The organism is Agromyces protaetiae (assembly GCF_004135405.1).
Lineage (GTDB): Bacteria > Actinomycetota > Actinomycetes > Actinomycetales > Microbacteriaceae > Agromyces > Agromyces protaetiae.
In genome coordinates this window covers 2,494,863-2,520,071 of record NZ_CP035491.1, presented here as the reverse complement: position 1 = coordinate 2,520,071, position 25,209 = coordinate 2,494,863, and the positions used below count along the sequence as shown (strand labels likewise).

Below are 25,209 nucleotides of genomic sequence, written 5' to 3'. Positions count from 1 at the left end.
GATCAGTGCCCGAGCTCTGCCCGCACGGCCTCGAGCGCCGCCGGGATGGCCGCCACGTCGTTGCCGCCGCCCTGCGCGAGGTCGGGCTTGCCGCCGCCTCCGCCGCCGAGCACGCCCGCCATGCGCTTCGCGAGCGCGCCCGCGTTCGCACCCGTGTCGCGCGCCGCAGCCGACGTCGCGACGATCGCGATCGGCTTGCCGCCGACCTCGGCCGCGAGTGCCACGACCGACGCGGCGTCGCCGAGCTGACCGCGCACGGAGGTCGCGAGCGAGCGGAGCTCGTCGCCCGAGCCGAGCGGGCCGACCGACTCGGCCACGACGAGCACATCGCCCGAGCGAACGGCCTTCGCCGCGAGCGCGGGCACGCGGTCGCTCAGGGCCTTCTGCTCGTACGACGCGATCTTCTTCTCGGCCGTCTTCAGGTTCTGCACGAGCTCGCCGATGCGATCGACGAGCTGGTCGGGGCGCGTCTTGAGGTTCTGCGTGAGCTCCTGGACGAGCGCGCGCTCGGCCGCGAACTGCCGGAACGCCTCGATGCCGACGAGCGACTCGACGCGGCGGTTCGATGCGCCGACCGACGACTCGCCGACGATGTTGATCATGCCGATCTCGGCGCTCGTCGACACGTGCGTGCCCGCGCAGAGCTCGCGCGACCAGGGGCCGCCGATGTCGACGACGCGCACCACGTCGCCGTACTTCTCACCGAAGAGCGCCATGGCGCCGAGCGCCTTGGCCTCGTCGAGCGGCAGTTCGCGCGTGACGACTTCGAGGTTCTGACGGATCGCGTTGTTCGAGATCTCCTCGATCTCGCTGCGGGTCTCGGGCGAGAGCGCCTGGTTCCAGCCGTAGTCGAGGCGGAGGTAGCCGGCCTTGTTGAACGAGCCCGACTGGTGGGCGTTCGGGCCGAGCACCTCGCGGAGGGCCGCGTGCACGATGTGCGTGCCCGAGTGCGCCTGCGTCGCGCCGCGACGGTAGTCCTCATCGACGAGCGTCGTCGCGGGCACGCCCACGCCGACCTCCCCGCGCGTGACCTTCACGGTGTGGCTGATGAGGCCCTTGACGGGCTTCTGCACGTCGAGCACTTCGAGCTCGTACCCGTCGCCGACGATCTTGCCCTGGTCGGGGGCCTGGCCGCCCGACTCGGCGTAGAGGCTCGTCTCAGCGAGGATGACCTCGGCGGTCTGGCCGGCGACCGCCTTCTGCGCGGGCACGCCGTCGACGAGGATGCCGAGCACCGACGAGTCGGTCTGGAGGTCGGTGTAGCCCGTGAAGACCGTCTCGCCCTTGGCGCGATACTCGCCGTAGACCGAGAGGTCGGCGAGGACCTTCTTCTTCGACTTCGCGTCGGCCTTCGCACGCGCGCGCTGCTCGGACATGAGCGTGTCGAACGCTCCCCGGTCGACCGCGATGCCCGCCTCTTCGGCCATCTCGAGCGTGAGCTCGATCGGGAAGCCGTAGGTGTCGTGCAGGAGGAACGCGGTGTCGCCCGCAAGCTCGGACTTGCCCGACTCCTTGGTCTTGGAGACCGCGAGGTCGAGGATCGTCGTGCCGCCCGCGAGCGTGCGGAGGAAGGTCTCTTCTTCGCCGAGCGCGAGCTGCGAGATACGGCTGTAGTCGTGCTCGACCTCGGGGTAGGCCGACTTCATGGCGTCGCGCGACGCGGCGAAGAGGTCGGTGAAGGTCGGGCCCTCGACGCCGAGGAGGCGCATCGCACGGATCGAGCGACGCAGCAGGCGGCGCAGGATGTATCCGCGGCCCTCGTTCGACGGCGTGACGCCGTCGCTCATGAGCATGAGCGACGAGCGGATGTGGTCGGCGATGATGCGCATGCGCACATCGTCGCCGTGGTCGGCGCCGTAGCGGCGGCCCGAGAGTTCGGAGGCACGGTCGAGGACCGGGCGCACCTGGTCGGTCTCGTACATGTTCTCGACGCCCTGCTTGATGAACGCGACGCGCTCCAGGCCCATGCCCGTGTCGATGTTCTTCTTCGGGAGCGGCCCGACGACGTCGAAGTCGACCTTCGACGTGACGTTGTTGATGAGCTCCTGCATGAAGACGAGGTTCCAGATCTCGGTGAACCGGTTGTCGTCGACCGCCGGCCCGCCCTCCTGGCCGTACTTCGGACCGCGGTCGAAGTAGATCTCGGAGCAGGGGCCGCCGGGGCCGGGCTGGCCCGTGTGCCAGTAGTTGTCGGACTTGCCCATGCGCTGGATGCGGTCGGCGGGCAGGCCCGCGATCTTCTGCCACAGCGCCGCGGCCTCGTCGTCGGTCTCGTAGACGGTGACCCACAGGTCGCGCTCGGCGAAGCCGAGTCCGCCGTCGGCCTCGGACTTGGTCAGGAGCTCCCACGCGTACTCGATCGCGCCCTCTTTGAAGTAGTCGCCGAAGGACCAGTTGCCGAGCATCTGGAAGAACGTGCCGTGGCGGGCCGTCTTGCCGACCTCTTCGATGTCGTTCGTGCGGATGCACTTCTGCACGTCGACGGCACGCGGGAACGGCGCCGGGACGACACCCGTGAGGTAGGGGACGAAGGGCACCATGCCGGCCACGGTGAAGAGCAGGGTCGGGTCGTCGGTGACGAGCGACGCCGACGGCACGACGGTGTGACCGCGCTCGGCGAAGTAGTCGATGTAGCGACGGCTGATCTCGGCAGTCTGCATGGTTCCGTTCTGATTCGTGTGGTTCGGCGGCCCGTCGGGTCGGGCAGCGAAATGCGGTGGGATGCCCCGGGGTCGCTCAGTTCGCGGACTCGGCGGCCCGGAGTTCGGCGTCGCGCTCGTGGTAGCCCTCGGCGATCGCCTGGCCGAACGCGCGCGCCTTCGCATCGACCTGGGCGAAGAACTCGCGCCCGGGCTCGGTGCGGTTGATCTGGTGCGCGACGACGAAACCGGCGGCGATGCCCGCGGCGAACCACAGAATGCTCTTCACTCGGATGCTCCCTGATCGTGTGCTCCCGGCGCTTTGCGCCCGGATGCCTCCGACAAGTCTATTGGTGGTGGGATGACGAAGGGGCCGCGGGTATCCCCCGCGGCCCCTCCTTCGAAGACCCGAGGGTCAGCGAGCGGCGTAGTACTCGACGACGAGCTGCACGTCACACGTGACGGGCACCTCGGCGCGCTTCGGGCGACGCGCGAGGGTCGCCTGGAGCTGGTCGAGCGAGACCTCGAGGTAACCCGGGGTCTTGGGGAGCACGTCGACGTGACCGCCGGCCGCGGCGACCTGGAAGGGCTCGGTGCCCTCGGAACGCTGCTTGACGCCGATGGTCTGGCCCGGCTTCACGCGGAACGAGGGGCGGTCGACGATCTTGCCGTCGACGAGGATGTGACGGTGCACGACGAACTGGCGGGCCTGCGCGATCGTGCGGGCGAAGCCGGCACGGAGCACGAGGGCGTCGAGACGCATCTCGAGGAGCTCGACGAGGTTCTCACCCGTCTGGCCGTCGGTGCGCTTGGCCTCGTTGTAGGCGATGCGGAGCTGCTTCTCGCGGATGCCGTACTGGGCCCGGAGACGCTGCTTCTCGCGCAGACGGACGGCGTAGTCGCTGTCCTGCTTGCGCTTGGTGCGGCCGTGCTCACCGGGAGCGTAGGGGCGCTTCTCGAGGATGCGGGCGGCCTTCGGGTCAGGGCGATGCCCAGCGACCGCGAGAGGCGGGTCTTGCTGCGTGCGCGATTCGACACGTGGGTCCTTTCGGAAATTCTCAAACGGGATGCTCCGGACATGCCGGAGGAATGTCAGAGGGGTTCGCCATGGGTCGACCGGCTACAGGTCGCACCCGTTCGCCGAGGGAAGTCGCGCAGCCGCACGCGAAATTCCGGCTTCAGGCCAGAGAAGATGCTATCACGGATGCCTCCACCGACCCAGTTCGGAGCAGCGCCCGGCCCCGAGGCATCCGGAACCTCGCGGTGACACGCTGCTCAGCGCTCCCCGCGCAGGATCTTGCGGATCTTGCCGAGCCTCGAGCCGACCTCGCGCTCGTTGCCGTGCTCGGTCGGCCGATAGTACTCGGCGCCCCTGAGCCCGTCGGGCAGGTACTGCTGGGTCGAGACGCCGATCGGCTCGTCGTGGGGGTACTTGTAGCCCTTGCCGTGCCCGAGGCGCTTCGCGCCCGGATAGTGCGCGTCGCGCAGATGCTTCGGCACCCGGCCGGCCTTGCCCGCCCGCACGTCCGCGATCGCCTGGTCGATGCCGAGGTAGGCGGCGTTGGACTTCGGTGCGGTCGCGAGATGCACGACGGCCTGCGCGAGCGGGATGCGCCCTTCGGGCATGCCGATGTACTGCACCGCGTCGGCCGCTGCGACCGCGATGACGAGCGCCTGCGGATCGGCCATGCCGATGTCTTCTGACGCCGAGACGATGATGCGCCGAGCGATGAACCGCGGATCTTCGCCCGCCTCGATCATGCGCGCGAGGTAGTGCAGTGCGGCATCGACATCGCTGCCGCGCACCGACTTGATGAACGCGCTGATGACGTCGTAGTGCTCGTCGCCCTGCCGGTCGTATCGCAGGAGCGCCCGGTCGACCGCGCGGGCGACCAGTTCTGCGGAGATCACGGGCTTCGAGACATCCACCGTCTTCGCTTCGCTGTCTTCGCCCTCGTCTTCGCCGTCGTCGCTCTCGCCGGCGGCGGCGGCGGCTTGCTCGCTCGCCGCCGACACGGAAGCCGCCTCGAGCGCCGTGAGCGCGCGGCGCGCGTCGCCCGACGCGAGCCGCACGATCGCCGCGCGCGCGTCGGGCTCGAGGACGAACCGGCCCCCGAGTCCCCGCGGGTCGTCCACGGCGCGGTCGACGAGCATGCCGAGGTCGTCGTCGTCGAGGGTCTCGAGCGTCAGGAGCAGCGAACGCGAGAGGAGCGGCGAGATGACGGAGAACGACGGGTTCTCGGTCGTGGCGGCGACGAGGATGACCCAGCCGTTCTCGACTCCTGGGAGGAGCGCGTCCTGCTGCGCCTTCGTGAACCGGTGGATCTCGTCGAGGAACAACACTGTCGAGAGCCCGTAGAGATCGCGCGAGGTCTGCGCCTCTTCCATCACCTGGCGGACGTCTCGGACGCCCGCCGTGACAGCGGACAGCTCGACGAACTTGCGCCCGGACGACCGCGCGATCGCCTGTGCGATCGTCGTCTTGCCGGTGCCCGGCGGCCCCCACAGGATGACCGATACCGAGCCCGTGCGGCCCGTGCGATCGCCCGCGAGCGCGCGCAGCGGCGAACCGGGCGCGAGGAGGTGCCTCTGCCCCGCGACCTCGTCGAGGGTCGTCGGACGCATGCGCACCGCGAGCGGGGTCGCGCCGGAGCGCAGCCCCGGACCTGACTCCACCATGTGAAGAAGCGTAGTCGCGGCATCCGACATCGAACGCCCGCCGAATTGCCCAGGCCGCTCGCCCATGCGTAGCATTCGGTCGCAGGACTTCGAGAAGGAGCAGCGTGGCACAGAACGACCGTCAGGCCCGTGAGGAACGTGCGCGCCTGCGCACCTACCAGGCCCGCCAGGAGGTGCACCGCCGCAAGAACAGCCGACGCGTGCGCGACAACGTCATCGCGGGCGGTGCCCTCGTCGTCGTGCTCGCTCTCGCGACCGGCGCGCAGCTCGCCTACTTCAACGGCGGACCGGGCACGACCGAGGCGGCCCCGACGCCCACTCCGACCGCGACTCCCGAGCCCACCGCGCCCGAGGACCAGAACCAGGGCGACGTCCCGTCGGCCGACATCGCCGAGGGCCGCACCTGGACGGGAACGCTCACGCTCAACGACTCTGTCGCCCTCGGCGTCGAGCTCGATGGGGCCGCGGCCCCGCAGGCCGTCTCGTCGACCATCAGCCTCGCGAACTCGGGCTTCTACGACGGGATCTCGTGCCACCGCCTCACGACGACGGGTATCTTCGTGCTCCAGTGCGGCGACCCCGCCGGCGACGGGACGGGCGGGCCGGGCTTCTCGTACGGCCCCGTCGAGAACGCGCCCGCCGACGGCCTCTACCCGGCCGGCACCATCGCCATGGCGCGCAGCACGAGCCAGTACAGCCACGGCAGCCAGTTCTTCATCGTCTACGAAGACACCACGCTGCCGACCGACGGGGGCGGGTACACGGTCCTCGGCCACGTGACGAGCGGCCTCGACGCCCTCGTCTCCGAGATCGCGAGCCAAGGCACCTCGGCCGCAGGCGGCGACGGGGCGCCCAACGTTCCGACGACGATCACGGGCTTCACGCTCGAGTGACCGCCGAACGCGTGCGAGCGTTGCAATAGGCTGTGAGAGTCCGCCGCCCGATGGGCGGCACGAGTGCGCCGTCCGTGTGGCGGCATCCGAACACGACAGGGTGAGGCCGTGACCGAATCAGTGCAGGAACCGTGGGGCCGCGTCGACGAGACGGGCGCCGTCTTCGTCCGCACCAGCGACGGCGAGCGTGAGGTCGGGCAGTACCCCGACGGCACGCCCGAAGAGGCCCTCGCGTACTTCGAGCGCAAGTTCGCAGACCTCGCAGGCCAGGTCGGCCTTCTCGAGCAGCGCGTGCGCCGTGGCGCCCCCGCGGCAGACGTCGCCAAGGCCGTGGCCCACCTTCGGGAGTCGGTTGCGACGGCCAACGCCGTCGGCGACCTCGACTCGCTCGCCAAGCGCCTCGAAGCACTGTCGGGCACCACGAAGGAACTCACCGAGCAGCAGCAGGCCGAGCAGAAGGCCGCCCTCGAAGCCGCGGTCGCCGAGCGCACCGAGATCGTCGTCGCGGCCGAGCAACTCGCCGCGCAAGACCCCGCGAAGACGCAATGGAAGCAGACCTCGGGTCAGCTCGACGCGCTCTTCGAGCGGTGGCAGCGTCACCAGCAAGACGGTCCTCGACTGCCGAAGAACGACGCGAACGAGCTGTGGAAGCGATTCCGTGCAGCGCGCTCGACGATCGAGCAGCACCGCAAAGCGTTCTTCGCCGAACTCGACGCCGCCCATCGCGACGTCCGGTCGCGCAAGCAGGCCCTCATCGATCGCGCCGAGGCACTCGCCTCACGCGGCGCCGACGGCGTCGCCGACTACCGCTCCCTCCTCGACGAATGGAAGCTCGCCGGTCGCGCCGGCAAGAAGCTCGACGATGCGCTCTGGGCCAAGTTCAAGGCCGCGGGCGACGTGCTCTTCCAGGCCAAGGCCGAGGTCGACGCGCGCGACGACGAAGAGTACCGGGGTAATCTCGAGCAGAAGCTCGCGCTGCTGACCGAAGCCGAGCCGCTCCTCCAAGCCACCGACCCGGCCGCCGCTCGCAACACGCTCGGCAAGATCCAGCGCCAGTGGGACGAGATCGGACGCGTGCCCCGCGACCAGGTCCGCACCGTCGAAGACCGCCTCCGGAAGATCGAGCAGCACGTCCGCTCGCTCGAAGACGAACGTTGGCAGCGCGAAGACCCCGAGAAGAAGGCCCGCTCCGAGGGCATGCTCGGTCAGCTTCAAGACGCGATCGCCAAGCTCGAGGCCGAACTCGCCGCTGCCGAGGCATCCGGCGACAAGAAGGCCGTCGCAGCCGCGAAGGAGGCGCTCGACGCCCGTCGCGCGTGGCTCAAGGCCGTCGGCGGCTGATCGACCGCTCCCCCACCACGCTCGAACGGGTCAGGTTGTCCACAACCTGACCCGTTCGCGTTCTCGGCCGGCCGTCGACCCAGCACGATGGGCGCATGGCCCGTCTTCCTTCGGTGCTCGGCACCGACGACCTTCCTCTCGCCGAACTCTACGCAGCGCGTCTCGACGGCGATGTCGTGCAGCTCTTCGGTGCATTCGTCCCCATCGACGAACCCGATCTTCCGCCGCTCCGTGCACAGCTCGCGGCGCACGAAGCGCCCGCGGGCGTCATTCTCGACCGGTGGTCGGCAGCATGGGTGCACGGCGCGAGCGACCTCCCGCCCGCGGCGCACGAGTTCTGCGTCCCGATCGACGCCCGCGGCACCACACGCCCCGGCACCCGCCGCATCCGCCAGGTCGTGCTCCACGACCCCGACATCGTCGTGATCGGCGGAGTGCGATGCCTCTCCTACGAGCGAACCGCGATCGAGATCGCTCGTGACCTCGCCGCTGACGACGATGACGTGCTCAATGCGCTGCACGTACTGTGCGCGGCGTCGCCGACCCTCTGGGGCAGGCTCCGCACTCGCATAGACGAATGGGAGCGGCTCGCCTACAAGCGTCGCGTGCTCGAGCGTCTGGATGCCACGGCGAAACGACTGCCGTCGGAGACGGTTGCCATGCCGACTGCGGGTCGTCGCTCAGCCGTCTGAGACGCGGTAGACGTCGTACACGGCGTCGATCCGGCGGACGGCGTTCAGCACGCGGTCGAGGTGGGTCGTGTCGCCCATCTCGAAGACGAATCGGCTGAGCGCGAGCCGGTCGGTGGACGTCGAGACGTTCGCCGAGAGGATGTTCACATGGTGCTCGCTGAGCACCCGCGTGACGTCCGAGAGCAGGCCGGCACGGTCGAGTGCCTCGATCTGGATCTGCACGAGGAAGACGCTCTTCGAACTCGGCGCCCACTCGACCTCGATCATGCGGTCGGGCTCACGCAGGAGCGACTGAACGTTGTGGCACTTCGCCTGGTGCACCGAGACGCCCGAACCTCGCGTGATGAAGCCGACGATCTCGTCGCCCGGCACGGGCGTACAGCACCGGGCCAGCTTGACGAGGATGTCGGGCGCTCCGCGCACGAGCACACCCGAGTCGCTCGTCCGGGCGACGGTACGAGGGCGCGAGATCGGGATGTCGGGCTCGTCGCTCTCATCGACGTCGCTCACGAGTGCGAGCACCTTCTCGAGCACCGATTGCGTGGAGACGTGGCCTTCGCCCACCGCCGCGTACAGTGCCGACACGTCGTCGTAGTGGAACTGCGCGGCGACGGCGGCGAACGAGTCCTGGCTCATGAGCTTCTGCAGCGGCAGGTTGCGCTTGCGCATCGCGCGCGCGATCGAATCCCTGCCCTGTTCGATCGCCTCGTCGCGGCGCTCTTTCGTGAACCACTGGCGGATCTTGTTGCGGGCGCGCGGGCTCTTGACGAACGTCAGCCAGTCTTTGCTCGGCCCCGAATCGGGATTCTTCGAGGTGAACACCTCGACGACGTCGCCGCTGTTGAGCGCCGACTCGAGCGGCACGAGCCGGCCGTTGACCTTCGCACCCATTGTGCGGTGACCGACCTCGGTGTGCACGGCGTACGCGAAGTCGACCGGCGTCGCCCCCGCCGGCAGGCCGATGACCCGCCCCTTCGGGGTGAAGACGTAGACCTCTTTCGCACCGATCTCGAAGCGCAGCGAGTCGAGGAACTCCCCCGGGTCGCTCGTCTCGGCCTGCCAGTCCGAGATGTGCGCGAGCCACGCCATGTCGGTCTCGTTGGCGGGAGGCTTCTCGTCGGTCCGAGTGCCGTTCATGCGCTCTTTGTACTTCCAGTGGGCCGCGACACCGTACTCGGCACGCTGGTGCATGTCGTGGGTACGGATCTGGATCTCGACGGCCCGACCATTCGGGCCGATGACGGTCGTATGGAGCGATTGGTAGAGGTTGAACTTCGGGGTGGCGATGTAGTCCTTGAACCGCCCGGGCACCGGCGTCCACCGAGCGTGGATCGAACCGAGCACGGCGTAGCAGTCGCGAACCGAATTCACGAGCACGCGGATGCCGGTGAGGTCGTAGATCTCGTCGAACTCGCGGCCGCGCACGATCATCTTCTGGTAGATCGAGTAGTACTGCTTCGGCCGGCCCATGACCTTGCCGCGGATGCGAGCGAGCTTGAGGTCGTCGGTCACGAGATCGATGACGTTCTGGACGAACTCCTCGCGCTGCGGCGTGCGCTGCTTCACGAGGCTCTCGATCTCGGCGTAGATCTTCGGGTACAGCACCGCGAACGAGAGGTCTTCGAGTTCCCACTTGATCGTCTGAATGCCGAGTCGGTGCGCGAGCGGCGCGTAGATCTCGAGGGTCTCGGTCGCCTTGCGCGTCGCCGACTCGGTCGGAACGAACCCCCACGTGCGTGCGTTGTGCAAGCGGTCGGCGAGCTTGATGATGAGCACGCGGATGTCTTTCGACATCGCGACGATCATCTTGCGGACGGTCTCGGCCTGCGTCGAATCGCCGTACTTGACCTTGTCGAGCTTGGTGACACCGTCGACGAGCATCGCAATCTCGTCGCCGAAGTCGGCGCGACACTGGTCGAGCGTGTAGGCCGTGTCTTCGACGGTGTCGTGGAGGAGCGCCGCCGCGATCGTCTTCGACCCGATGCCGAGGTCGGCGAGGATCTGCGCGACCGCGATCGGGTGCGTGATGTACGGCTCGCCGCTCTTGCGCTTCTGCCCCTCGTGCGCCCGGTCGGCGATCTGGTAGGCGCGCTCGATGAGCGCCATGTCGGCCTTCGGATGATGCATCCGAACGGTGCGGTAGAGCGTCTCTACCGCACCGTTCGGCTGAGCCTTCGAGAAGATGCGCGGCACGAGCCGACGCAGCGAAGCCGTCTGATTGACTCCGGTCTCGGTCATGCGCGTCACCTCCAGACTTCGATTATCGCCGGTTCAACGGCTCGAAGCCCGCTCGGCGCACATGCCCATGGCGAACGTCAGACCGCGGCGACCTCGGGCGCGGGCGCCGTCGAACCGGCCGCCCGCGCTCGCTCCTTGAGCACCTTGTCGCCGTGGCGACGGATCTTCGGCTCGCGCTCACGCAGCTGGGAGTACAGTGGCGCGGCGATGAAGACGGTCGACCACGTGCCGACGAGGATGCCGATGAGGAGCGCGAGCGAGATGTCCCGCAGGGTGTCCGCACCGAGCGCCCCGGCGCCGATGAAGAGGATCGCCGCGACCGGGAGCGCCGCCACGACGCTCGTGTTGATCGATCGGACGAGCGTCTGGTTCACCGCGAGGTTGACCGATTCGGCGAACGTGCGACGGGACTCTTCTCCATCGGCGGCGGTGTTCTCGCGGATCTTGTCGAAGACCACGACGGTGTCGTAGAGCGAGTACGAGAGGATCGTCAGCACACCGATCATGGCTGCCGGCGAGATCTCGAAACCGACCGACACGTAGATGCCGAGGGTGACGATGAGGTCGCCGATGAGCGCGATGATCGCGGCGAGCGACATCTTCCACGTACGGAAGTACAGCGCCATCACGAGGGCCGACAACAACACGAAGGCGATGAGGCCGACGATCGCCTGACGGGTGACGTCGGCGCCCCAGCTCGGACCGATGAAGGTCGATGTGACCTCGCTCACGGGCACGTCATATGCCTCGGCCAGCGCCTTGCTGACTTCGAGCGATTGGGCGGGCTCGAGCTGGTCGGTCTGCACGCGCACGCCGGACTCGCCGACGATCGCGACCTTGACCTCGGTGTCCGAGACGACGGAGTGCACCGCATCGATGGCAGGCTCAGTCTGCGCGTCGGCGACGTTCGCGATCTGGAACTGCGACCCGCCGCGGAACTCGATGCTGAAGTTCACACCCCGGACGAGCGGGATCGCAATGACGACGACGATGAGGGCGATCGCGATCGCGTACCACTTGCGGCGACCGCCGACGAAGTTGAATGAACGCTTGCCCGTGTAGAGATCGTTCCCGAACGTAGTGAGTCGGCTTGCCATCAGGACTCCTTGCCCTCGTCAGTGCCGGCACCGACGGCGGCGGCTTTACGTTCGGCGATCGTCTGGCGCTTCTGCGCCTCCTTCGCGCTTCCGGCGGCCTTCTTGGCCGGGACGGCCGTGGGCTTGCGGAACTCGGCGCGACCGCGGTACACGGCGCCGAGTGCGTTCGGGTCGAGACCCGACCACGAGTGGCCGCTCGAGAAGAAGCGCGTCTGCGCGAGCAGTTGGAGCATCGGGTGCGTGAAGAGGATCACGATGACGACGTCGATGATCGTCGTGAGACCGAGCGTGTAGGCGAAGCCCTTGACGCTGCCCACTGCGAGGATGAAGAGCACGACCGCAGCGAGCAGGTTCACGCCCTTCGATGCGAGGACCGTGCGGAGCGCTCGCTTCCAACCGGCCTCGACGGCGCCCACGAGCGGCCTGCCATCGCGGAGTTCGTCACGGACTCGCTCGAAGTAGACGATGAACGAGTCGGCTGTGAAGCCGATCGCGACGATGACGCCCGCGATGCCGGCGAGCGAGAGACGGTATCCCTCGCGCCACGACAGGATCGTGAGCATCAGGTAGGTGATGATGCCGGCGATGATGAGCGAGGCGATCGTGACCGATGCGAGCGCGCGGTACTGGAAGATCGTGTAGATCACGACCAGGATGAGGCCGATGATGCCGGCGATCAGACCGGCCTGCAGCTGCGAGCTGCCGAGCGTCGGCGAGATCGTGTTCGACGACTCGACCGTGAAGCTGATCGGCAGCGCGCCGAACTTGAGTTGATCGGCGAGGGCCTTGGACGACGCCTGGTCGAAGTTGCCGGTGATCTGCGGGCGGCCGTCGGAGATGACGGCGTTCATCGAGGGCGCCGAGAGCACGGCGCCGTCGAGGACGAACGCGAACTGGTCGCGCGGTGCCTGGTCTTTGAGGCCGAAGAGTCGCGTGCTGACCTGGGTGAAGGCCTTGGTACCCGTCTCGTCGAAGACGATGTTGACCGACCACTGGCCGGTGTTGCCGCCGGTCGAGGTCTGCACCATGCCGTTCGTGGCGTCGACGATGTTCTCGCCGCTCACCTCGACGGGGCCGAGCAGGTACTTGATCGAGCCGGTCGCATCGCATGTGACGAGCGGCTCGGCGGCCGGCGCGACATTCGCGTCGGCATCGGCGAGGGTCGAGCAGTCGAAGGTGTCGAACTGCTGCTGCAGCGCGGGCGTCACCCAGTTCGGGTCGCTGCCGTCGGTGGGCTGCACCGTCGGGGTCGACGAGAGCTCTTCCTCGGGCGCTTCGGTCGAAATGGCGGCGTCGCTCGTCACGCCCGATGCGAGCAGGACGGGGCGGAGCTCAAGCTTCGCCGACGACTGGATGCGCTGACGCGTCTCGTCATCGAGCTCGCCCGGGATCCGCACGACGACGTTGCCGCCCTCGGTGTTGATCTCGGGCTCGGCGACGCCGGAAGCGTCGACGCGCTGCCGGATGATCGAGACCGCCTGGTCGAGCTGCTCCTGCGACGCGGTCTGCCCGTCTTCGAGTTGCGGGGCGAGGACGATCTCAGTGCCGCCTTCGAGGTCGAGGGCGAGCTTCGGCGTCCACGAGGCGTCTCCCCAGATCACCCCCGCGGCGTTGATCGCGAACAAGCCGACGATGATCACGCCGAGCCAGCTCAGCGACCGCCAGGCCTTGCGTACGGGCGTCGGTCGAGACGACCGCTTCGATGGTGCAGCCACGTTGTGTGCTTTCTCTGCAGGTGTTCGCGCGTCGTCGCGCGAACAGAGCCTTGGGGGGAGGTTCTTAGTCTTCCGACTTCTTCGTGTCGGGCGTCTCGTCGGTCGGAGTCGTGTCGATGCGCTCGCCGAACTCGGGCTCGCTCGCCACCTCGTCGGCGGTCTCGTCGACGGCCGGCACGAGCGCAGGCTCGATCACTCGCGCGACCGTCTGGCGGTGCACCGTCACGACCGTGCCGGGAGCCACCTCGAGCTCGACGCGGTTCTCTTCGTCGTCGATCGACTCGATCGTGCCGAAGAGCCCGAAATTGGTCATGACCTTCGCACCCGGAACCACCTTGGCCTGCAGCTCACGCGCCTCGGCCTGACGCTTGCGCGAGTTGCGGAACATGAAGAACACCAGCGCCGCCAGAACGACGAGCAGGATGATTTCAAAGGGGCCGAATGCCATGAGAGGACAACCTTCCGAGTGCGTTCAACGCACGAAGTCGTGGGGGGTCGGCCGAAGCCTTCTTGGATTATAGGTCATCGATCGGGAGGGTCGCTCCGCCATGCGCGCTACCGTCGCGGGCGCCCTCGACCAGCCCGAAATGCCGCCACGCCGCGGGCGTCGCGACTCGGCCCCGCGGCGTGCGGGTCACAAGCCCGATGCGCACGAGGAACGGCTCGACGACGGCTTCGATCGTCTCGGCCTCTTCACCGACCGACACGGCGAGCGTGTTGAGCCCCACGGGGCCGCCGCCGAAGCGCGTGAGGATCGTCTCCATGACCGCGCGGTCGAGTCGGTCGAGCCCCAGCGCGTCGACGTCGTAGAGGTCGAGCGCCGCGCGGACGGCGTCGACGCTCGCGCCTCCGCCGTGGACGAGCGCGTAGTCGCGCACGCGGCGCAGCAGGCGGTTCGCGATGCGCGGAGTGCCGCGGCAGCGGCCGGCGATCTCGGCAAGGGCCTCGCCGTCGATCGGCAAGCCCAACATGGTTGCCGCGCGCGCGAGGACCTGTTCGAGCTCGGACTCGTCGTAGAACTCGAGGTGCGCGGTGAACCCGAACCGGTCGCGCAACGGATTGGGCAGGAGCCCTGCACGAGTCGTCGCGCCGACGAGCGTGAACGGCGCGAGATCGAGTGGTACGGATGTCGCACCCGCGCCCTTGCCGACCATGATGTCGATGCGGAAGTCTTCCATCGCGAGGTACAGCATCTCTTCCGCCGAGCGGGCCATGCGATGGATCTCGTCGATGAAGAGCACTTCGCCGGGCACGAGCGACGAGAGGATCGCCGCGAGGTCGCCCGCGTGCTGGATGGCCGGACCGCTCGACATGCGGAGCGGCCTGCCGCCCTCGTGCGCGACGATCATCGCGAGCGTCGTCTTGCCGAGCCCGGGCGGGCCGGCGAGCAGGATGTGGTCGGGCGTGCGCTGCTGGAGGGCAGCCGCCGTCAGAAGCAGCTGTAGCTGCCCCCGAACGCGCGTCTGTCCGACGAACTCCTGCAGGCTCTTCGGCCGGAGCGCACCCTCGAAGGCGAGCTCGGCCTCGTTCTGCAGGACGGGATCGGTGAGGTCGAGGTCGGCGTCGCTCAACGCGCCCTCCCGGCGTGCTGCGCAGGCCCGAGTCGCGAGAGCGTGAGCCGGAGGAGCGCGGGCACCGACGCGGCGTCGGCGTCGGATGCCTCGGCCACCGTGGCCTCGACGGCCTCGGCAGCGACGCGCTCGGACCACCCGAGACCGGTGAGCGCGGCGAGCACGTGGTCTGCCGCTCCACCGGCCACGACCGGCAGCCCGACACTTGCGCCGGCGCCGCCTCCCACGTTCACGGGTACGACCGCGCGCAGCTTGCCCGCGAGCGACACCGTGATGAGCTTCGCCGTCTTCGGCCCGATGCCCGACACCTTGCGGAACGCCGCATCGTCGTCGTGCTCGACCGCGAGTGCCACCTGCTCGGGCGAGAGTGCGGACAGCACGCCGAGGGCTGACTTCGGGCCGACGCCTGTGACGCCGATGAGCAGTTCGAACACGTCGAGCTCGTCTCGCGTCGAGAACCCGAACAGGGTGAGCGCGTCTTCGCGCACGATGAGCGAGGTGTGCACCGCCGCCTCTTCGCCGACACGGCTCGCAAGGGCGAGCGCAGGGGTCGTATGGACGTGGAAGCCGACTCCGCCGACCTCGAGGACGACGGAACCGCCGGCCGCCTGGAGCACCCGGCCGCGAAGAGAGGAGATCACGGCTTCAGCCTACGGGCGGCCCCCGACACGGCCGCGGAGCGCTCGGCGGCGATCCATGCACGCTGCGCAGGCGTGAGGTCCGAGACATCCGCCGCAGTTCTCCCCGCTGCCGCCGACGCGGCCGCGCCGAGCGCCGCTTCTCGCGCCGCTTCGCCCGCGACTCCCCCGGTGCGCCACGCGTGGCAGATCGCGAGGGCGAGGGCGTCCGCGGCATCCGCGGGCTTCGGAACCTCCTCGAGACCGAGGATCCGCGCGACCATCGCCCCGACCTGCTTCTTGTCGGCGCGGCCGTACCCGGTGATGGAGGCCTTCACCTCACTGGGCGTGTGCAGCGCGACAGGGAGTGCGCGGCGGGCCGCGATGAGCATCGCGACGCCCGAGATCTGCGCGGTTCCCATGATCGTCGAGACATCCGACCGTGCGAAGACGCGCTCGAGTGCGACCGCCTGCGGACGGTGCTCGTCGAAGACCGCCTCGAGTCCGTCGGCGATGCGCGCGAGCCGCTTCTCGATCGACAGATCGGCAGGTGACCGCAGCACGACGACGTCGACGAGGCGCGCACGCCGGTCGGGCTCGACGTCGACGACGCCCACACCGCAGCGCGTGAGGCCCGGGTCGACGCCGAGCACACGCACGGCGACGGGCCTACTCCGCCTCGAGCTCGGCCTGGACCTCGGCGGTCAGGTCGAAGTTGCTGTAGACGTTCTGCACGTCGTCGGAGTCTTCGAGCGCGTCGATGAGACGGAACACCTTGCGGGCCGTGTCTGCGTCGATCTCGACCTTGAGGTTCGGCACGAACTCGATGTCGGCCGACTCGTAGTCGAGGCCCGCCTCCTGCAGGGCCTTGCGCACCTCGACGAGCTGCGACGGGTCGGTGATGACCTCGAAGCCCTGGGCGTGCGGCTCGATCTCTTCGGCACCGGCGTCGAGCGCGGCGAGCATGACGTCGTCCTCGGTCGTGCCCTCGCCCGAGACGACGATGACGCCCTTGCGGCTGAAGTTGTAGGCGACCGAACCGGGGTCGGCGAGCGTGCCGCCGTTGCGGCTGAGGCCCGTGCGCACCTCGGCGGCGGCGCGGTTCTTGTTGTCGGTCAGCACCTCGACCATGAGGGCCACACCCGACGGGCCGTAGGCCTCGTAGGTGATCGACTGGTACTCGACGGCCTCGCCGCCGATGCCTGCCCCGCGCTTGATGGCGCGGTCGATGTTGTCGTTCGGCACCGAGGTCTTCTTGGCCTTCTGCACGGCGTCGTACAGGGTCGGGTTGCCGTTGAGGTCGGCGCCGCCCATCTTGGCTGCGACTTCGATGTTCTTGATGAGCTTCGCGAAGGACTTCGCACGGCGACCGTCGATGACGGCCTTCTTGTGCTTGGTCGTCGCCCACTTGGAATGCCCGGACATGCTGCTCCTGAAATCCGCTTCGCGGCGGGTGCGCCCGCCGACACACCATTCTAGAACAGCGGCGAGCCCACGCCTCGGTGGGCCGCGCGGGACGTCGCCCCCTTACGCGGTCCGCGGCGTGAGCGGCCGGATGCCTCGTGGCGGGCGCGGTGTCGAGCGGCGCGTGCGCTGCGCTCGCTCGGGGAACAGTCCGGCGAGGGCGTGCTCGTACTGCTTGCGTCCGACGGCTCGGTATGCGACCCGGATAGGCGCGGGCATCTGCGTTGCGAACCAGTGGTCGCGCTCAGCCGGCGGCACGCTCTCGAGCATGAACCCCACGAGGACGAAGAGCGGCAGGGGCGGCAGGTGGCCCTGCGCCTTGCGGTGCACGCGGTCCCACTCGGCGTCGGTGAGGATCTCGTCGAGGATCGGGAACGCCTCGCGCTCCTCGTCGGCGAGGTGCACGAGGAGGAGCTGGTTGACCTCTTCGAGTTCGAGGGCGAGCCGTTCGGCGCTCGCGAGGTCGGCGTCGGGCGTCCATTCGTCGATGCGCTCGTCGACCACGTCGAGGAGGTCGGACACGCGTTCGTGCTGTGTCCGCATGAGGGCGACGTGCAGCCCGCACGACGGCGTCCGGTCGGTCATCGTGTCCCAGAAGTAGGCGTCTTCGGTGCGGTGGTGCACGTGGAGCAGCTTCGTGATGCCGTGGAGGTGCTTGGCGACGCGCTTCGCCCGCACGGTGTCGCCGACCTCGACCCCGCGGACGATGTCGGGCGCGTCGGCGAAGAGCCGCTTGAAGAGACGGTGCACGACGACGACCTCGTCGCTGCGGCAGGTTGCGGCGGGCGCTTCGAACGGCGCGGCACCGGTGCTGGGAAGTCGAGTGGTCATGACGAAGAGCCAACCGGATGTCTCTCACCGACGCCTCGGGGCGCCCCGGCGATCGGCTCAGTGCCAGCCCCGGGCCGATCACACGAGTTTCTGCAGCGTGCGCAGATTGCGATTGGTCGTCGTCGGCTTGAACCGCGCCTTCGCGAGCAGTTTCGCGAAGGGGGTGTCGGTCGTCGTGCCCTTCACCGGGTTCCAGTACACGACGCCGTCGCCGCGCGCGATCGGGTCGGTCGCCGGGTCGAGGCCCTCGGCTCCGGCGAGTTCGTCGAGCACGTCGGACCCCGAAGCGAAGACCACCCACGGCTGGCGCGTGTCGTCGCCCGCGTCGAACGGGAACGCGTCGATCACCGCGCGGACGTGGTCGGTCGTCGTGAGCACGATCCACGCGTCGTACCCGAACCGTTCGCCGAGTGCGCGCTCGATGCGCGTTTTCAGCTCCGACAAGCGGCTCGCGTGCGAGGCATCCGTCGCTTCGAACCCGGATGCCTCGAAGACGACGTTCCCGCTCGCGAGCACCGTGCGCACACCTCCGAAGCCGAGTGCTTCGAAGCATTCGCGCAGATCGGCCGAGCGGATGGTGATGCCGCCGACGTTGACGCCCGAAGGAGCGCGATGAACCGGGTCATGGTGCGATGCTAGGCCCGGCCGGAGACATCCGGATCCCGCTCAACGCGCCGCGCGCACTCGCACCTTGTCGAGGAAGTACTCGTGGAAGCGGGTCTCACCGTCGATCTCGGGGTGGAAGCTCGTGCCGAGGAGATTGCCCTGCTCGACCGCGACGACGCGCCCGTCGTCGAGCGTCGCGAGCGCCGTCGCGGAGTCGCCGACCGACTCGACGACCGGGCCGCGGATGAAGACCGCGTGCACGGGCGCTTCACCGAGGGCGGGGACGTCGAGGTCGGTCTCGAACGACTGGTTCTGCGAGCCGAAGGCGTTGCGCCGGACGACGACGTCGAGGCCTCCGAACGACTGTTGCCCCTCGATCGCGTCGAGCACGGTGTCGGCGAGCATGATGAGCCCCGCGCACGTGCCGTAGACCGGGAGCCCCGCGGCGATCGCCGCCTTGAGCGGCTCGGCGAGCCCGTAGGCGCGAGCGAGCTTGTCCATGACGGTCGACTCGCCGCCGGGGATCACGAGGCCGTCGACGGTCTCGAGCTCTTCGGGACGGCGGATCAGCGAGACATCCGCCCCGAGCCCTGCCAGCACTCGCGCGTGCTCGCGGAAATCTCCCTGGAGCGCGAGCACGCCGACGCGGGGGCCGGCAGAGCCCGCCCCCGCGTCGAGCGACTCGCTCCGGAGGTTCGTCGTCACCAGCCGCGCTCGGCGAGTCGGTGCGGCGCCGCGAGATCGGCGACGTTGATGCCGACCATGGCCTCGCCGAGACCGCGCGAGACCTCGGCGACGACCGACGGGTCGTCGTAGAAGGTCGTCGCCTTGACGACCGCGGCGGCGCGCTTCTCGGGGTTGCCCGACTTGAATATGCCCGAGCCGACGAACACGCCGTCGGCGCCGAGCTGCATCATCATCGCGGCGTCGGCTGGCGTCGCGACGCCGCCTGCGGTGAAGAGCACGACGGGGAGCTTGCCCGTCTCGGCGACCTCGACGACGAGGTCGTACGGCGCCTGCAGCTCCTTCGCGGCGACGTAGAGCTCGTCTTTCGTCATCGACTTCAGCTGGTTGATCTCGGCCGTGATCTTGCGGATGTGCTTGGTCGCCTCGGAGACGTCGCCCGTGCCGGCTTCGCCCTTGGACCGGATCATCGCGGCGCCCTCGTTGATGCGTCGGAGGGCTTCGCCGAGGTTCGTGGCACCGCAGACGAACGGCGTGTTGAACGCCCACTTGTCGATGTGGTTGACGAAGTCGGCGGGCGAGAGCACCTCGGACTCGTCGATGTAGTCGACGTCGAGGGCCTGCAGCACCTGCGCCTCGACGAAGTGGCCGATGCGGGCCTTCGCCATGACGGGGATCGAGACCTCGGCGATGATCGCCTCGATGAGGTCGGGGTCGCTCATGCGGGCGACGCCGCCCTGGGCGCGGATGTCGGCGGGGACGCGCTCGAGGGCCATGACGGCGACGGCGCCGGCATCTTCGGCGATGCGGGCCTGCTCGGGCGTGACGACGTCCATGATGACGCCGCCCTTGAGCATCTCGGCGAGGCCGCGCTTGACCCGGCTCGAGCCGGTCTCGGCAGTGCTCATGTGTGTGGTTCCCTTCGAAGACGTGGATGCGCTCACGCGGAATGCGGACTCGCGGACAATGCGATTGCTTGACCTAGGCCAAAAGGTAGCATGGTCTCGACCGCCCCTCGAACAGCGACGGAAACGTGACGTGACCCTCCAGATCTCAGGCCGAGCCGCCACCGACATCGCCGCGAGCATTCGCGAACTCGTCGAGCGCGGCACCCTTCGTCCGGGCGACGCCCTCCCCCCGGTGCGCGCGCTCGCCGACAGGCTCGGCGTCAACCGCAACACCGCCGTCGCCGCCTACCGCCAACTCACCCAGGCCGGTGTCGTCGTCACGCGCGGGCGCGGCGGCACGCACGTCGCCGATCGTGCGCCGGTCGCACAAGAAGGCTTCGCGGCCGACAGCGTGCTGCGGGATGTCGCGACGGGCAACCCCGACCCCGAACTCATACCCGATCCCTCCGCGGCGCTCACCCGCATGGCCGGCCGGCCCGTGCTCTACGGTGAGCCCGTCATCGATCCCGGCCTCGAATCGTGGGCCGACGAGTGGCTGCGGGGCGACCTCGCACCGGCCGACCTCCGCCTCACGATCACGAGCGGCGCAGCCGACGCCGTCGAGCGTCTCCTCGCGCAAGCGCTCGTGCGCGACGACGCCGTCGCCCTCGAAGACCCGTGCTTCCTCACGAGCATCCACACCGTCAACGTCGGCGGCTACCGCGCGGTGCCCGTGCCCGTCGATGACGAGGGCATGACCGTCGAAGGTCTCCGATCCGCGCTCGAGCAGGGCGTGCGGGCGGTCGTCTCGACGCCGCGCGCGCAGAACCCGACGGGAGCGAGCCTCTCGGACGAGCGGGCCGCGGCGCTCCGCGGCGTGTTGGCGGAGCATCCGTATGTGCTCGTCATCGAAGACGACCACTTCTCGATGCTGTCGCGCGAACCGTTCCACTCCCTCATCGGCCCCGACCACAAACGGTGGGCGCTCGTCCGCTCGGTGTCGAAGTTCCTCGGCCCCGACATGTGCCTCGCCGTCACGGCCTCCGACCCCGACACCGCAGACCGGCTCGCCATGCGCCTCACCCCCGGCACGACGTGGGTGAGCCACCTGTTGCAGCGGCTCGTGCTCGCACTCGTGACCGACCCCGGCGTGCTCGCGGGCATCGCGGCCGCGAAGGCCCACTACGGCGAACGCAACGACGCCTTCGCAGCCCGCCTCTCCGCGCTCGGCGTCCCGACGTCCGCCGGCGACGGACTCAACCTCTGGGTGCCGCTTCCCGTGCCTGCCCGAGACGTCTCCGAGCAGCTCATGCGGCGCGGGTGGCTCGCGCGCCCGGGCGATGCGTTCGCGATCGCCGACTCCCCAGCCGCGAGCCGTCTGCGGCTCACGGTGCACGACCTCTCCGAGCCCGACGCCGACCGGCTCGCCGCCGACATCGCCGCGGCCGTGCGGGCCGCCGGCGGACGGCTCGTCCAGCCCGAGGTGGGATGATCGACGAGTGAAGGTCCTCTCCATCCAGTCGGCGGTCGCGTACGGCCACGTCGGCAACTCCGCAGCCGTCTTCCCCCTCCAGCGCATCGGCGTCGAGGTGCTGCCCGTCTACACGGTCAACTTCTCGAACCACACCGGCTACGGCGCGTGGCGGGGTCCGCTCATCTCCCCCGACGACGTCCGCGACGTCATCACGGGTATCGAGGAGCGCGGCGTGTTCCCGCAGATCGACGTCATCCTGTCGGGGTATCAGGGCGGCGAAGGCATCGCCGACGTCATCCTCGACGCCGTCGCGCGCATCAAGGCCGTCAACCCGTCGGCCGTGTACGCGTGCGACCCGGTCATGGGCAACGCGAAATCCGGATGCTTCGTGGCGCCCGCGATCCCGATCCTGCTGCGTGACCGTGTGGTCCCCGCCGCCGATCTCATCACGCCGAACCAGTTCGAGCTCGGCTTCCTGACCGACACCGACCCGCACTCGCTCGAATCGACGCTCGAGTCAGTCGACCTCATCCGCGCGACCGGCCCCACGACCGTGCTCGTCACGAGCGTCGAACGGCCCGATGCGCCCGAAGGCACGATCGAGATGCTCGCCGTCGACGACGCCGGGGCATGGATCGTGCAGACGCCCCGGCTCCCGCTCAAGGCCAACGGCTCGGGGATGTCACGGCGGCGCTCTTCTCGGCGCACTACCGCTCGTCGGGGTCCGCCGCCGACGCGCTCGCACGCACGACGTCGAGCGTCTGGGATCTTCTGAACCGCACCCACGAGTCGGGCGAGCGCGAGCTGCAGCTCGTCGAGTCACAGGAGTTCTACGCGCACCCGCGCATGCAGTTCACCGTCGAGCAGGTGCGCTGACCCGGTCTTCGTCGAACAACACGACGGATGCCTCGGGTGTGCTGCCCGAGGCATCCGTCGTCTTGCCGGTTCTTCGCTGTGCCGCGCTCAGCGCGGCCAGGCGTCGGCGATCTCCTGCCGCACCTCGCCGAGGAGTCGCGGCAGCGCCTTCGTGCCCGCGATGATCGGGAAGAAGTTCGAATCGAGTGCCCACCGCGGCACGATGTGCTGGTGCAAGTGCTCGGCGATGCCGGCGCCGGCGATGCGGCCCTGGTTCATCCCGATGTTGAAGCCGTCGCAGTGCGAGACCTCTTTCACGACCCGCATCGCGATCTGCGTGAGCTCGCCGATCTCGGCGACTTCTTCGGGCGTCGCCTGGTCGTACGTCGCGATGTGCCGGTACGGGCAGACGAGCAGGTGCCCGCTGTTGTAGGGGTACAGGTTGAGGATCACGTACGCGTGCGTGCCGCGCGCGACGATGAGCGACTGCTCGTCGGAGAGCTCGGGGGCATGGCAGAACGGGCAGGCGTGCTCGTCGGGCTGCTGCCCGTGCTGGATGTAGACCAGCCGGTGCGGCGTCCACAGTCGCTGGAAGGCATCGGGTACCGCGGCGAACTCGCTCGACTCGTCGGTCGGCACGTCGTCGAACTCGTGCGGCCCGTAGGCCTCGCCGCTCATGAGAAGAGGTCGTCCCGCGTCGACACCTGGCGGTGGTCGGCGATCGCGGTCTTGACGAGCTCGATCGCCGTGTCGATCGCGACGCCATTCTCCTGCGTGCCGTCGCGGAACCGGAAGCTGACCGTGCCGCCCTCGCGGTCGCTCGCGCCCGCGATGAGCTGGAACGGGATCTTCTGCGTCGTGTGCGTGCGGATCTTCTTCTGCATGCGGTCGTCGCTCGCATCGAGCTCGGCACGGACGCCGTCGGCCTTGAGCCGGGCGATGATCTCGCCGAGGTAGTCGGCGAAGTCGCCCGCGACGGGGATGCCAACGACCTGCACGGGCGACAGCCACGCCGGGAATGCGCCCGCGTAGTGCTCGAGGAGGATCGCGAAGAACCGCTCGACCGAGCCGAGGAGCGCACGGTGGATCATCGCCGGCTGCTTCTGCGTGCCGTCGGCCGCCGCGTAGCGCAGCTCGAACAGCTCGGGCTGGTTGAAATCGAGCTGCACTGTCGACAGTTGCCAGGTGCGACCGATCGCGTCGCGCGCCTGCACCGAGATCTTCGGGCCGTAGAACGCCGCGCCGCCCGGGTCGGCGACGAGCTCGAGACCCGACTCGACCGCGACCTCGCGGAGCGTCTCGGTTGCGGTCTCCCACAGCTCGTCGCTGCCGACGTACTTCTCGGGGTCTTTCGTCGAGAGCTCGAGGTAGAAGTCGTTGAGCCCGTACCCACGGAGGGTCTCGAGGACGAACGCGAGCTGGCTCGCGACCTCGTCTTTGATCTGCTCTTCGGTGACGTAGATGTGCGCGTCGTCCTGCGTCAGGCCGCGCACGCGCGTGAGACCGGACAGCGTGCCGCTCTTCTCGTAGCGGTACACCGTGCCGAACTCGGCGAGGCGCAGCGGCAGCTCGCGATACGACCGACCGCGCGCGCGGTACACGAGGTTGTGGAACGGGCAGTTCATGGGCTTCAGGTAGTAGTCCTGGCCCTGACGCGTGACGTTGCCCTCGGCGTCGACCTCTTCGTCGAGGTGCATGGGCGGGAACATTCCGTCGGCGTACCAGTTGAGGTGCTGGCTCGTCTCGAAGAGGTGCCCCTTCGTGATGTGCGGCGTGTTGACGAAGTCGTAGCCGTTCTTGAGGAGCTGCTTGCGCAGGTACTCCTCCATCTCGTAGCGGATGATGCCGCCCTTGGGGTGGAACACCGCGAGGCCCGAACCGATCTCGTCGGGGAACGAGAAGAGGTCGAGCTCGCTGCCGAGCTTGCGGTGGTCGCGCTTGGCGGCCTCTTCGAGGCGCGTCTGGTAGGCGCGCAGTTCGTCTTTGGTCGGCCACGCGGTGCCGTAGATGCGCTGGAGTTGCGGGTTCTTCTCGCTGCCGCGCCAGTACGCCGCGGCGACGCGCATGAGCGCCCAGCCGTTGCCGATCATGCGGGTGTTCGGCAGGTGCGGGCCGCGGCACAGGTCTTTCCATGCGACCTCGCCCGTGCGCGGGTCGACGTTGTCGTAGATCGTGAGCTCGCCGCCGCCGACCTCGACCGACTCGTGGTCGTCGCCGCTCGACTCGCCGTGGCTCGCCGCGCTCTTGAGGCCGATCAGTTCGAGCTTGTAGGGCTCGTTCGCGAGTTCGGCGCGAGCCTCGTCGTCGGTCACGACGCGGCGTACGAACCGCTGCCCGGCCCGCACGATGCGCGACATCTCTTTGTCGAGCGCCTTGAGGTCTTCGGGCGTGAACGGCTGGGCGACGTCGAAGTCGTAGTAGAAGCCGTCGGTGACGGGCGGGCCGATGCCGAGCTTGGCCTCGGGGTTGATCGCCTGCACTGCCTGTGCGAGCACATGCGCGGTCGAGTGGCGGAGGATGTTCAATCCGTCGGGCGAATCGATCGTCACGGGCTCGACGACGTCCGTCTCGGCGACCGTCGTGGCGAGGTCTTTCAGCTCGCCGTTGACGCGCATCGCGACAACGGATCGGTCGGTGAAGAGCTCGAAGCCGTCGGCCACCTTGGATCCACTCCTAAAACTCGGGAAACGAACCCTTCAACTGTAGTCGGGCCAGTCGGGGCGCTCGTCCGGCGCATCCGCCACGACGCGCCCGAACCCGTCCACACGTTCTGTCCTATAGGCCCCCGTTCAGCCCACGGGACCCCGGAAACGAGAAAGACCCCCGGAAATCCGGGGTCTTACTGTGGGCGATACTGGGATCGAACCAGTGACCTCTTCCGTGTCAGGGAAGCGCGCTACCGCTGCGCCAATCGCCCGTGTGATCT

Annotated in this window: 21 protein-coding genes, 1 tRNA gene and 2 pseudogenes; 5 read left to right on the top strand and 19 right to left on the bottom strand. The window is 68.8% G+C overall.

What is annotated here, in order from left to right; translation table 11 throughout:
• Positions 1-2 precede the first annotated feature (2 nt).
• The 4 genes and pseudogenes from alaS to ET445_RS11700 form a co-directional block, all read right to left on the bottom strand.
• Positions 3-2,660, bottom strand: coding sequence for an alanine--tRNA ligase (alaS, locus tag ET445_RS11715; RefSeq protein ID WP_129191459.1), 2,658 nt, complete (start codon positions 2,658-2,660; stop codon positions 3-5).
• Positions 2,661-2,736: 76 nt separating this feature from the next.
• Positions 2,737-2,928, bottom strand: coding sequence for a hypothetical protein (locus tag ET445_RS11710; RefSeq protein WP_129191458.1), 192 nt, complete (start codon positions 2,926-2,928; stop codon positions 2,737-2,739).
• A gap of 126 nt (positions 2,929-3,054) precedes the next feature.
• A pseudogene (gene rpsD, locus ET445_RS11705) lies at positions 3,055-3,719 on the bottom strand (30S ribosomal protein S4).
• Between the two features lie 195 nt (positions 3,720-3,914).
• Entirely contained in the window at positions 3,915-5,318 is a 1,404-nt protein-coding gene (locus tag ET445_RS11700; protein WP_129191457.1) for a replication-associated recombination protein A, read from the bottom strand.
• A 104-nt stretch (positions 5,319-5,422) separates the two neighbouring features.
• On the opposite strand from ET445_RS11700, the gene ET445_RS11695 reads away from it, so the two are divergent.
• From ET445_RS11695 to ET445_RS11685, 3 genes are all read left to right on the top strand, one after another.
• On the top strand, positions 5,423-6,211 hold the full coding sequence (locus ET445_RS11695; RefSeq protein ID WP_129191456.1) for a peptidylprolyl isomerase: 789 nt from the start codon (positions 5,423-5,425) through the stop codon (positions 6,209-6,211).
• 108 nt (positions 6,212-6,319) lie between these two features.
• The gene (locus ET445_RS11690) at positions 6,320-7,552 is read left to right on the top strand and encodes a DUF349 domain-containing protein (RefSeq protein ID WP_129191455.1); all 1,233 of its coding nucleotides are present in this window, start codon (positions 6,320-6,322) and stop codon (positions 7,550-7,552) included.
• A gap of 95 nt (positions 7,553-7,647) precedes the next feature.
• Complete coding sequence (locus ET445_RS11685; RefSeq protein ID WP_129191454.1) at positions 7,648-8,244, top strand: type IV toxin-antitoxin system AbiEi family antitoxin; 597 nt, start codon at positions 7,648-7,650, stop codon at positions 8,242-8,244.
• Here ET445_RS11685 and ET445_RS11680 read toward each other — a convergent pair.
• From ET445_RS11680 to pdxS, 12 genes are all read right to left on the bottom strand, one after another.
• Positions 8,233-10,482: a RelA/SpoT family protein gene (locus tag ET445_RS11680; RefSeq protein WP_129191453.1), complete on the bottom strand. Its 2,250-nt coding sequence runs from the start codon at positions 10,480-10,482 to the stop codon at positions 8,233-8,235. The two genes, ET445_RS11685 and ET445_RS11680, sit on opposite strands and share 12 nt — an antisense overlap.
• 77 nt (positions 10,483-10,559) lie before the next feature.
• A complete protein-coding gene (gene secF, locus ET445_RS11675; RefSeq protein WP_129191452.1) occupies positions 10,560-11,579 on the bottom strand; it encodes a protein translocase subunit SecF in 1,020 nt (339 codons plus the stop codon).
• The gene (gene secD, locus ET445_RS11670) at positions 11,579-13,294 is read right to left on the bottom strand and encodes a protein translocase subunit SecD (RefSeq protein ID WP_243695186.1); all 1,716 of its coding nucleotides are present in this window, start codon (positions 13,292-13,294) and stop codon (positions 11,579-11,581) included. The genes secF and secD overlap by 1 nt, the downstream gene beginning before the upstream one ends.
• Positions 13,295-13,358: 64 nt before the next feature.
• Positions 13,359-13,742, bottom strand: a complete 384-nt coding sequence (gene yajC / locus ET445_RS11665; protein WP_129191451.1) for a preprotein translocase subunit YajC — start codon at positions 13,740-13,742, stop codon at positions 13,359-13,361.
• A 67-nt stretch (positions 13,743-13,809) separates the two neighbouring features.
• The gene (gene ruvB / locus ET445_RS11660; RefSeq protein WP_129191450.1) at positions 13,810-14,865 is read right to left on the bottom strand and encodes a Holliday junction branch migration DNA helicase RuvB; all 1,056 of its coding nucleotides are present in this window, start codon (positions 14,863-14,865) and stop codon (positions 13,810-13,812) included.
• Positions 14,862-15,506 carry a Holliday junction branch migration protein RuvA gene (gene ruvA, locus ET445_RS11655; protein ID WP_129191449.1) on the bottom strand — a complete coding sequence of 215 codons (645 nt, stop codon included), beginning with the start codon at positions 15,504-15,506 and terminating at the stop codon, positions 14,862-14,864. Before ruvA ends, ruvB begins: the two co-directional genes overlap by 4 nt.
• On the bottom strand, positions 15,503-16,141 hold the full coding sequence (locus tag ET445_RS11650; RefSeq protein WP_129191448.1) for a crossover junction endodeoxyribonuclease RuvC: 639 nt from the start codon (positions 16,139-16,141) through the stop codon (positions 15,503-15,505). Before ET445_RS11650 ends, ruvA begins: the two co-directional genes overlap by 4 nt.
• 10 nt (positions 16,142-16,151) lie before the next feature.
• Positions 16,152-16,907: a YebC/PmpR family DNA-binding transcriptional regulator gene (locus ET445_RS11645; RefSeq protein ID WP_129191447.1), complete on the bottom strand. Its 756-nt coding sequence runs from the start codon at positions 16,905-16,907 to the stop codon at positions 16,152-16,154.
• A 102-nt stretch (positions 16,908-17,009) separates the two neighbouring features.
• Positions 17,010-17,777, bottom strand: coding sequence for a hemerythrin domain-containing protein (locus ET445_RS11640; RefSeq protein WP_129191446.1), 768 nt, complete (start codon positions 17,775-17,777; stop codon positions 17,010-17,012).
• Positions 17,778-17,855: 78 nt separating this feature from the next.
• Entirely contained in the window at positions 17,856-18,338 is a 483-nt protein-coding gene (locus tag ET445_RS11635) for a DUF1697 domain-containing protein (RefSeq protein WP_243695402.1), read from the bottom strand.
• Positions 18,339-18,443: 105 nt separating this feature from the next.
• Positions 18,444-19,088, bottom strand: a complete 645-nt coding sequence (gene pdxT, locus ET445_RS11630; protein WP_129191445.1) for a pyridoxal 5'-phosphate synthase glutaminase subunit PdxT — start codon at positions 19,086-19,088, stop codon at positions 18,444-18,446.
• Positions 19,085-19,975, bottom strand: a complete 891-nt coding sequence (gene pdxS / locus ET445_RS11625) for a pyridoxal 5'-phosphate synthase lyase subunit PdxS (RefSeq protein ID WP_129191444.1) — start codon at positions 19,973-19,975, stop codon at positions 19,085-19,087. Before pdxS ends, pdxT begins: the two co-directional genes overlap by 4 nt.
• Positions 19,976-20,105: 130 nt before the next feature.
• Here pdxS and ET445_RS11620 point away from each other — a divergent pair, with 130 nt between their 5' ends.
• Together ET445_RS11620 and pdxY are read left to right on the top strand one after the other, a co-directional pair.
• Entirely contained in the window at positions 20,106-21,446 is a 1,341-nt protein-coding gene (locus ET445_RS11620) for an aminotransferase class I/II-fold pyridoxal phosphate-dependent enzyme (RefSeq protein WP_243695185.1), read from the top strand.
• A 7-nt stretch (positions 21,447-21,453) separates the two neighbouring features.
• Positions 21,454-22,304, top strand: a pseudogene (pdxY, locus tag ET445_RS11615) (pyridoxal kinase PdxY).
• Between the two features lie 87 nt (positions 22,305-22,391).
• Here the strand turns inward: pdxY and ET445_RS11610 are convergent.
• From ET445_RS11610 to ET445_RS11600, 3 genes are all read right to left on the bottom strand, one after another.
• Positions 22,392-22,961 (bottom strand): HIT family protein, encoded by a 570-nt coding sequence (locus ET445_RS11610; protein WP_129191443.1) that lies wholly within the window; start codon positions 22,959-22,961, stop codon positions 22,392-22,394.
• Positions 22,958-24,943, bottom strand: coding sequence for a threonine--tRNA ligase (gene thrS / locus ET445_RS11605; RefSeq protein ID WP_129191442.1), 1,986 nt, complete (start codon positions 24,941-24,943; stop codon positions 22,958-22,960). Before thrS ends, ET445_RS11610 begins: the two co-directional genes overlap by 4 nt.
• Before the next feature lie 185 nt (positions 24,944-25,128).
• A tRNA-Val gene (locus ET445_RS11600) sits at positions 25,129-25,200 on the bottom strand.
• Positions 25,201-25,209: the final 9 nt, after the last annotated feature.

Excerpts from the sequence above, each read along its gene's own strand:
- alaS (WP_129191459.1), bottom strand. The coding sequence starts at position 2,660 with ATGCAGACTGCCGAGATCAGCCGTCGCTACATCGACTACTTCGCCGAG.
- ET445_RS11700 (WP_129191457.1), bottom strand. The coding sequence starts at position 5,318 with ATGGTGGAGTCAGGTCCGGGGCTGCGCTCCGGCGCGACCCCGCTCGCG.
- ET445_RS11685 (WP_129191454.1), top strand. The coding sequence starts at position 7,648 with ATGGCCCGTCTTCCTTCGGTGCTCGGCACCGACGACCTTCCTCTCGCC.
- ET445_RS11680 (WP_129191453.1), bottom strand. The coding sequence starts at position 10,482 with ATGACCGAGACCGGAGTCAATCAGACGGCTTCGCTGCGTCGGCTCGTG.
- secF (WP_129191452.1), bottom strand. The coding sequence starts at position 11,579 with ATGGCAAGCCGACTCACTACGTTCGGGAACGATCTCTACACGGGCAAG.
- yajC (WP_129191451.1), bottom strand. The coding sequence starts at position 13,742 with ATGGCATTCGGCCCCTTTGAAATCATCCTGCTCGTCGTTCTGGCGGCG.
- ET445_RS11645 (WP_129191447.1), bottom strand. The coding sequence starts at position 16,907 with ATGTCCGGGCATTCCAAGTGGGCGACGACCAAGCACAAGAAGGCCGTC.
- ET445_RS11640 (WP_129191446.1), bottom strand. The coding sequence starts at position 17,777 with ATGACCACTCGACTTCCCAGCACCGGTGCCGCGCCGTTCGAAGCGCCC.
- pdxS (WP_129191444.1), bottom strand. The coding sequence starts at position 19,975 with ATGAGCACTGCCGAGACCGGCTCGAGCCGGGTCAAGCGCGGCCTCGCC.
- ET445_RS11610 (WP_129191443.1), bottom strand. The coding sequence starts at position 22,961 with ATGAGCGGCGAGGCCTACGGGCCGCACGAGTTCGACGACGTGCCGACC.